The following is a 7,342-nucleotide window of genomic DNA, read 5'->3' as shown; positions in this document are numbered from 1 at the left end:
CGCCCACGACGAAGCGGTCGTAATGCGTATAGACCAGCCGGATCTGCCCTTCCGCGAACAGCCCCTGCGCCAGGAAGTGCCGGCGCAGCGTCTCGGTGTCCATGCCCTTGGCGTGCTCCGGGTGGATCGCGTGGCGGGTCTCGACATGGGTCATGGATAGGGTCCTTTCACAGAAAATCGTCGCGGCGGGGCGTGAAGCTGTCGATCAGGACGCCCTTTTCAAGACACAGGCAGCCATGTTCGGCGCCCGATGGGATGATGAACGCGTCGCCCGGCCCGACCTCGGATGTCTGGCCGTCGACGGTGAAGCGGTACCGTCCCGACTGCACGAAGGTCGATTGCACGTGCGGATGGCTGTGCAGCGCGCCCCGGTCGCCGGTCTCGAACTCGAAGCGGACGACCATGAGGTCTGGCGAATGGGCCAGGACGGTGCGGGTGGGATCGCTCATCTGAACACCGAAGGCAGCCAGAGCGACAGGGCAGGAATATAGGTTACCAGCATCAGCGTCAGGAATGCGGCGCCATAGAAGGGCCAGATCGTCCGCATCGCCTGCCAGATGCTGATGCGGCCCACCGCGCAGCCGACAAACAGCACCGCTCCCACCGGCGGTGTGCAGAGCCCGATCCCCAGGTTCAGGATCAGGATGACGCCGAAATGCACCGGATCGACGCCGAAGGCGGTGGCGACGGGCAGGAAGATCGGCGTGGTGATCACGATCAGCGGCGACATGTCCATGAACGTGCCCAGCACCAGCAGGATCAGGTTCATCAGGAGCAGGATGACCAGCGGGTTGTCGGACACGTTCTGCAGCATCTCGACCAGCTGGGCCGGCACGCGCAGATAGGCCAGCAGCCAGCCGAAGCAGGCGGCGGTGCCGATGACCAGCAGGACCATCGCCGTCGTACGCACCGCACCCTTCGTCGCCTCGACGAATTCGGACCAGGGCAGGCTACGATAGACCAGCGCCGTCACCAGCAGGGCATAGACGACCGCGATGTTGCTGCTCTCAGAGGCGGTGAAGATGCCGGAGCGGACACCGCCGAAGATGATCGCGATCAGGATCAGCCCCGGCAGGGCCGAGACGAACAGCGCCCCCAGCATGTGCAGGCCGGGGAACGGTTCGGTCGGATAGCCCTTCTTGCGGGCGACCCACCAGCTGGCGCCCATCAGCATCAGCGCCAGCAGAAGGCCCGGGATGATGCCGGCGGTGAACAGGTCGGCGATGGAGAGCCGCCCGCCCGCCGCGATAGAATAGATGATCATGTTGTGGCTGGGCGGGATCATCAGCGCGATGATCGAGCTGACGACGGTGATGTTCACGGCGAAATCGACGTCATAGCCGCGCGCCTTCATCTGCGGCACCATCAAGCCACCGACGGCGCTGGCATCGGCCGCGGCCGAGCCCGACACCCCGCCGAACATCAGCGAGGCCATGATGTTGACCTGCCCCAAGCCGCCGCGCAGGTGGCCGACCATTGCGCCCGCCAAGGCAACAAGGCGCCGGGCGATGTCGCCGCGCACCATCAGGTCGCCCGCGAAGATGAAGAAGGGAATCGCCATCAGCGCAAAGACCGACACGCCGCTGTTCAGGCGCTGGAAGACGACGACCGGCGGCAGGCCCAGATAGGCGACCGTCGCGAAGCTGGCCGCGCCCAGGCAGAAGGCGACCGGCGTGCCGATCAGCAGAAGGGCGGCGAAGCTGCCGAAAAGGATCCAGTATTCCATCGGCCTACTCCTTGACCGTGCGCTGCGGGGCTTGCCCCTGCAGCACGTCCCGCGCCTGCGCGCCATGGGCGCCGGCATCGACCTCTCCGTCGGCGGCATCGTCCATGTCACCAAAGCGCATCGTCTTCAGCCCGGCTGCCCGGCGCAGGATACGCTCGACCGAGAACAGGATCAGAAGGATGCCACCCGCGATGACAGGCGCGAAATCCCACAGCCGAGAGATGCCGAGCCCCGGCACCACGCCCGACGCCGCCCGCGCCGCCAACTGCCAGCCATACCAGGCCATTCCCCCGCCGAAGGCCGTCACGACCAGGTCCGACAAACTGTGAAACCAGGGGCGCCAGCTTTCCGGCACCACCATCAGCCCCACGTCGAAGGACAGGTGATAGCCCTCCTTCACGCCGACCGCTGCGCCCAGGAAGATGAACCAGCCCATCAGCATGACGGCTGCGGGCTCGGCCCAGAACAGGCTGGTGCCGATGACGTAACGATAGAAGACCTGCGCAAAGACGAAAGCGGTCATCAGAACCAGCCCCGCCCCCGCAAGCCACAGCCCGGCCTTGGCAACGGCACCGGTCACGGCCGCCAATCGGATCAACGTGTCGCGCATATTGCGCCCCCAGAAAGAAGAAAGGCCGCCTGCGGAACTGCAGGCGGCCACCGGATCACTCGGTTTCCTGAATGCGCTTGACCAGGTCCTGCGATTCCGGGGTTGTCACGTATTTCTCGTAGACCGGGGCCATCGCCTCGATGAACGGGGTCTTGTCGATGTCGCGGATGATTTCGGCGCCCGCCTCGACGACCTTCTCCTCGGACGCCCGCTCCTGCTCGGCCCAGAGCTCGCGCTGGACGGTGGCCGAATTCCGCGCCGCCTCGCGGATGATCTGCTGATCCTCGGGCGACAGCTTTTCCCAGGTCGATTTCGACATGGCAACCAGTTCCGGCACCATCAGGTGTTCGTCCAGCGTGAAGTACTTGGCGACCTCGGCATGGCCCGAGCTGTCATAGCTGGGGAAGTTGTTCTCGGCCCCGTCGATGACGCCGGTCTGGATCGAGGAATAGACCTCGCCATAGGGCATCGGCGTGGCGTTGGCGCCAAGCGCGCTCATCATGTCGACGAAGACGTCGTTCTGCATGACGCGGAACTTCATGCCTTCCAGGTCTTCGATCGACTGGATCGGCTTTTGTGAATTGTAGAAGCTGCGCGAACCGCCGTCGTAATAGGCCAACGCGATCAGGTCGTTTTCCTCGAAGCCCGCCGCGATCTCCTCGCCGATGGGGCCGTCCATGACGTTGTGCATGTGATCGACCGACCGGAACAGGTAGGGCAGCGACATCAGCTGCGTAACCGGCACGATGTCGTTGAACGACCCGAAGCTGGCGCGGACCATGTCGATCACGCCGAACTGGGTCTGCTCGATCGTGTCCTTCTCCTCGCCCAGCTGGGACGACGGGAAGACCTCGATGCAGATGCGGCCGTCGGTCTTCTCCTCGACCTCGGCGGCCATGGCCTTGACGCCCTCGACCGTCGGATAGCCGTCGGGATGGGTGTCGGACGAACGCAGCGTCATCTCGCAGGCGCCGGCGATGCCGGCCGAGGCCAAAAGGGCCAGTGCAGTTGTTGTCAGAAACTTCATCTTATCCTCCCAGTATGAAGTTCACAGCTTGTAGGCCCGTTTCGCCAGGCCATAGGTCAGGTCGCGCGCGACCTCGGGCGCCTCGTCTTCCGCAAGACGGCCCGTGGCGACCAGGGTCGCCAGATAGGAACAGTCCACCCGCCGGGCGACATCGTGCCGCGCCGGGATCGAGCAGAAGGCGCGGGTGTCGTCGTTGAACCCCACGGTGTTGTAGAAGCCCGCCGTTTCCGTCGTCATTTCACGGAAGCGGCGCATGCCTTCGGCGCTGTCGTGGAACCACCAGGGCGGCCCGAGGCGCAGGCAGGGCCAGACGCCGGCCAGCGGGGCCAATTCGCGCGCATAGGAGGTCTCGTCCAGGGTGAACAGGATCACCGTCAGGCGCGGGTCCATGCCGACCGCGTTCAGCAGCGGACGCAGCGCGGTGACATAGTCGGTGCGGCCGGGGATGTCGAAGCCCTTGTCGCGGCCGAAGGTCGCCAGCACGTCGTCGGAGTGGTTGCGCCGCGATCCGGGGTGGATCTGCATGACCAGCCCGTCATCAAGGCTCATCCGCGCCATCTCGGTCAGCATCTGGCCGCGGAAGGCGTCGGCGTCCTCGGGCGTGCCGGCGCCACGCAGCGCCTTCTGGAACAGCGCCGCCGCATCGGCCTGAGGCAGATCCTCGGTCCGGGCCGAGGAGTGGCCGTGGTCGCTGGAGGTCGCGCCGTGCTCGATGAAGAACGCCCGCCGCGCCCGGTGCGCGTCCAGATAGCCCTCCCAGGTCGTGGTATCGAAGCCGGTCTGCTGACCCATCAGGGCGACGTTGTCGGCGAAACCCGCCATTTCAGGATCGATCACGCCGTCGGGACGGTAGGCCGTGATGACCCTGCCCTGCCAGCCGCTCTCGCGGATCATCCGATGCCAGCGCAGATCGTCAGTCGCGGCCTCAGTCGTGGCGATGGCCTCGATGTTGAAACGCTCGAACAGCGCGCGGGGCCGGAATTCGGGACGCGACAGGCAATCGGCGATGTGGTCGTAGTACCAGTCGGCGGTCTTGGCCGACAGGCGGCGGTCGATGCCGAAGACGTGCTGAAAGCTGTGGTCCAGCCACAACCGCGACGGCGTGCCGCGCAGCAGGTGATAGTTATTCGCGAACAGGCGCCAGATCCTGCGGCCGTCTGTTTCGGTCGGTCCGCCATCGACGCGGGGCACGCCCAGGTCGGTCAGCGGCACGCCCTGCGAACAGAGCATGCGGAACACGTAGTGGTCCGGCGTCACGAACAGCTGCGCCGGGTCCGGGAACGGCTGATCCTCGGCGAACCAGCGCGGATCCGTGTGACCATGGGGCGACAGGATCGGCAGGTCGTGCACCCCGTCGTAAAGGTCGCGCGCCATGACGCGAACCTTGGGTTCAACGGGAAACAAACGATCTTCTGCCAGCAGCGCCACGCGGTCCTCCTCCGACTCGCTTGCCCTCTAACTGGTCTGGTAATATGCTAGTTTACGAGACGCGTCAACCGAGGCCTCGTCATGCCGCAACCCGAATTCCGATCGCCCCCGGCGCCTGCGGACCTGCGCCCCAGGACCGTCACCGACCAGGTGTTCGAGGCGCTCTATTCACGGGTGGTCAACCTGACGCTGACACCGGGAACCAAGCTGTCAGAGGCCGAGGTCGCCGCACAGATGGGCGTCTCGCGCCAGCCGGTGCGGGACGCGTTCTACCGCCTGTCGCAACTGGGCTTCATCCAGATCCGCCCGCAGCGGGCGACCACGGTGACGGCAATTTCGGAAGAGGCCGTAATGCAGGCCTATTTCATCCGCAGCGCGCTGGAGGAGGCCGCGATGCGGGTCGCGGCGACGGCGCTGACAAACGCCGACCTTGACGGTCTGGACGCGCTGATCGACCTTCAGGAAGATGCGATCCGGGGCGACCGCCGGAACGAGTTCCATGCACTGGACGAGCGGTTCCACCGCGACATCTGCCATGCGGCGGGGCTGGATTTCGTCTGGGCGCTGGTCAAGGAAAACAAGGGCCACATGGACCGGGCACGCTATCTGTCGCTGTCCTTCACCGCCTCGAACGCCTTCGATGAGCATCGGCAGATCCTGCAGGCCCTGCGCGACCGAAACCCCGATGCGGCCGCCAGTGCCCTGCGCACGCACCTGAGCCACATCGAGCATATCGTCGCGCGCCTGCGCATCGACCAGCCCGAGGTCTTCGCCGCCCCCTAGGACCCGCGGTCGCGTTCGTCATGCGCCCAGAGATAGCCTAGGAAGGCGCCCTTCACGAACCGCAGCAGCACCAGTGTCATGATCGTCGTCACGATGATCAGGCCGACCAGCAGGACGACCGGGTCCGACCTGAAGACCGTCCAGCCGAAGCCGATCATCGGGATCAGCAGAAGCATCATGATGGTGATGGTGAAGAACGCCGGGCCATCTGCTGCGGGATAGGCCCCCAAGGGCGCGCTGCAGGCCTCGCAGCGGTCCTTGACCTTCAGATAGCCGTCGAAGACGCGCCCGTCGCCGCAGGACGGGCAGCGGTTCAAGGTGCCGCGGACCATCGCGCCGCGGGCGTCGCGGGGCGCCGGCGGGGGGTCAGACTGCACGGGCCGCATCCTTGCCCCGAGGTGACGCGCCGACAAGCCGCTCGATCCGCTGGACGACGCCGGCGGCGCCGGGCAGCTGCGCCGTGGCCGCCGCCATGCGCCGGGCGTTCGCGGCGTAAACTGGCTCCGACAGCAGCCGCGACAGCGCCGCCTCGATCTGCGACTGCCGCCGCGACATCCGCCCTAAGCGGAGGCCGACACCGCAGCGCTCGATCCGGGCCGCCACCCCCGGCTGGTCGTGGGCCAGGGGGATGGCCAGCATCGGCACGCCCTGCGCCAGGCATTCCAGCGTCGTGTTCAACCCGCCATGCGTCACGCAGAGATCCGCCCGCGCCAGAACCGCGCGCTGCGGCACGAAGCTGCGGACCCAGTTGGCGCCGATCCGGTCCGCCGTCGCAGGGTCCAGCGCGTTTCCATGTGACACGATCACCTGCGCCCCCAGATTGCGGCAGGCCTGCGCGATGCACGCCAGCAGGCGCCAGCGGTGCCCCTGCAGCGTCCCCAGCGAGACATAGACCAGCGGCCGCCCCGGATCGGGCCGGATGTCGGCCGGAAACAGCCCCGGAGGATCCCGGCGGAAGGGGCCGACCTGAGTCAGGCCGGCACCGTTGACCGGCCGAGGAAAGTCGAAGCCCGGCACCGTCTGCGCCAGCGTTCCCAGGCGGGACAGGCAGTCGGCAAAGCTGTCCCGCCTGCCCAGGCCCCAGCGTGCCGCCCATGACAGGATGACCCGGCGGTGCGGCGTCATCAGCCAATTGGTGACCATCTCTCCACCGTCGTTGCGCCGCAGACCCTCATCGGATGGGTCGTAAGACCAGCCCACGAAGGGCAACGGGATGCCGGGTTCGGGATCAAAGGGCAGCGCACAGGCGACCGACAGCATCGGCACCCTCATTGCATCTGCCAGCAGCCCCGCCGCAGGCTCGGTCTGGTCACCCAGGATCAGGTCCGGCGACAGCGCTCGCAGAATCGACAAGCCGAAGCGGCAGAGCCGGTCGGTCCGCTGCGCCCCTGCCCGGATGTTGCGGATGAACCCCCGCTCGGATCGGGGGGCGTCGTCTGGGGGAAGGGCATGCACAACGTGGTTCGCAGAAATCTCGGCATCTGGTTCGGCCAGGAAGATGACCTGATGGCCGCGGGCCAGCAGTTCCTTGCCGATCGCCTCGAACGCGCGCAGGTGACTGAGGAACGGCGGACAGATCATCACGATCCTCAGCGCGCCTTCCGGCAGGGGGCCGGGGATGGCGACGCAGGCTCGTGACTGGAACGGCGCGGCGGTTGTCATGCCTTCTTGAACACCTCTGCCGGTGGATCGTTCCCGAAGTCCGCGTCGCGATCACGGACCAGGGCGGATCGGCAACAGGCGCCGTCCGCCGGAAGGCGACAGCCGG

The 7,342-nt window shown here is 66.6% G+C and carries 8 protein-coding genes; 1 reads left to right on the top strand and 7 read right to left on the bottom strand.

Features of this window, described 5'->3' with window-relative positions; all coding sequences use genetic code 11:
- Positions 1-167 precede the first annotated feature (167 nt).
- The 5 genes from OC184_RS14485 to uxaC are packed head-to-tail and all read right to left on the bottom strand — an operon-like array spanning position 168 to position 4,791.
- Positions 168-449: a cupin domain-containing protein gene (locus OC184_RS14485; RefSeq protein ID WP_265507898.1), complete on the bottom strand. Its 282-nt coding sequence runs from the start codon at positions 447-449 to the stop codon at positions 168-170.
- Positions 446-1,726, bottom strand: a complete 1,281-nt coding sequence (locus OC184_RS14480) for a TRAP transporter large permease (RefSeq protein ID WP_265507897.1) — start codon at positions 1,724-1,726, stop codon at positions 446-448. The genes OC184_RS14485 and OC184_RS14480 overlap by 4 nt, the downstream gene beginning before the upstream one ends.
- Before the next feature lie 4 nt (positions 1,727-1,730).
- Entirely contained in the window at positions 1,731-2,336 is a 606-nt protein-coding gene (locus OC184_RS14475; RefSeq protein ID WP_265507896.1) for a TRAP transporter small permease, read from the bottom strand.
- Positions 2,337-2,391: 55 nt separating this feature from the next.
- Complete coding sequence (locus OC184_RS14470; protein WP_265507895.1) at positions 2,392-3,363, bottom strand: TRAP transporter substrate-binding protein; 972 nt, start codon at positions 3,361-3,363, stop codon at positions 2,392-2,394.
- Between the two features lie 21 nt (positions 3,364-3,384).
- Positions 3,385-4,791 carry a glucuronate isomerase gene (gene uxaC / locus OC184_RS14465; protein WP_265507894.1) on the bottom strand — a complete coding sequence of 469 codons (1,407 nt, stop codon included), beginning with the start codon at positions 4,789-4,791 and terminating at the stop codon, positions 3,385-3,387.
- An 81-nt stretch (positions 4,792-4,872) separates the two neighbouring features.
- Between uxaC and OC184_RS14460 the strand changes: the two genes are divergently transcribed.
- The gene (locus OC184_RS14460; protein WP_265507893.1) at positions 4,873-5,574 is read left to right on the top strand and encodes a GntR family transcriptional regulator; all 702 of its coding nucleotides are present in this window, start codon (positions 4,873-4,875) and stop codon (positions 5,572-5,574) included.
- Here OC184_RS14460 and OC184_RS14455 read toward each other — a convergent pair.
- Complete coding sequence (locus OC184_RS14455; RefSeq protein WP_265507892.1) at positions 5,571-5,951, bottom strand: DUF983 domain-containing protein; 381 nt, start codon at positions 5,949-5,951, stop codon at positions 5,571-5,573. The genes OC184_RS14460 and OC184_RS14455 overlap by 4 nt on opposite strands.
- On the bottom strand, positions 5,941-7,236 hold the full coding sequence (locus tag OC184_RS14450) for a glycosyltransferase (protein WP_265507891.1): 1,296 nt from the start codon (positions 7,234-7,236) through the stop codon (positions 5,941-5,943). The genes OC184_RS14455 and OC184_RS14450 overlap by 11 nt, the downstream gene beginning before the upstream one ends.
- Positions 7,237-7,342: the final 106 nt, after the last annotated feature.

This window comes from Paracoccus rhizosphaerae, assembly GCF_026162645.1.
Taxonomy (GTDB): Bacteria; Pseudomonadota; Alphaproteobacteria; order Rhodobacterales; family Rhodobacteraceae; genus Paracoccus; species Paracoccus rhizosphaerae.
The sequence above is the reverse complement of the archived record's forward strand: the minus strand, read 5'-3'. Positions and strand labels throughout refer to the sequence as shown.

Bases quoted from the DNA above. Each gene is read 5' to 3' on its own strand.
- OC184_RS14485 (WP_265507898.1), bottom strand. From the start codon at position 449: ATGAGCGATCCCACCCGCACCGTCCTGGCCCATTCGCCAGACCTCATG.
- OC184_RS14480 (WP_265507897.1), bottom strand. From the start codon at position 1,726: ATGGAATACTGGATCCTTTTCGGCAGCTTCGCCGCCCTTCTGCTGATC.
- OC184_RS14475 (WP_265507896.1), bottom strand. From the start codon at position 2,336: ATGCGCGACACGTTGATCCGATTGGCGGCCGTGACCGGTGCCGTTGCC.
- OC184_RS14470 (WP_265507895.1), bottom strand. From the start codon at position 3,363: ATGAAGTTTCTGACAACAACTGCACTGGCCCTTTTGGCCTCGGCCGGC.
- OC184_RS14460 (WP_265507893.1), top strand. From the start codon at position 4,873: ATGCCGCAACCCGAATTCCGATCGCCCCCGGCGCCTGCGGACCTGCGC.
- OC184_RS14450 (WP_265507891.1), bottom strand. From the start codon at position 7,236: ATGACAACCGCCGCGCCGTTCCAGTCACGAGCCTGCGTCGCCATCCCC.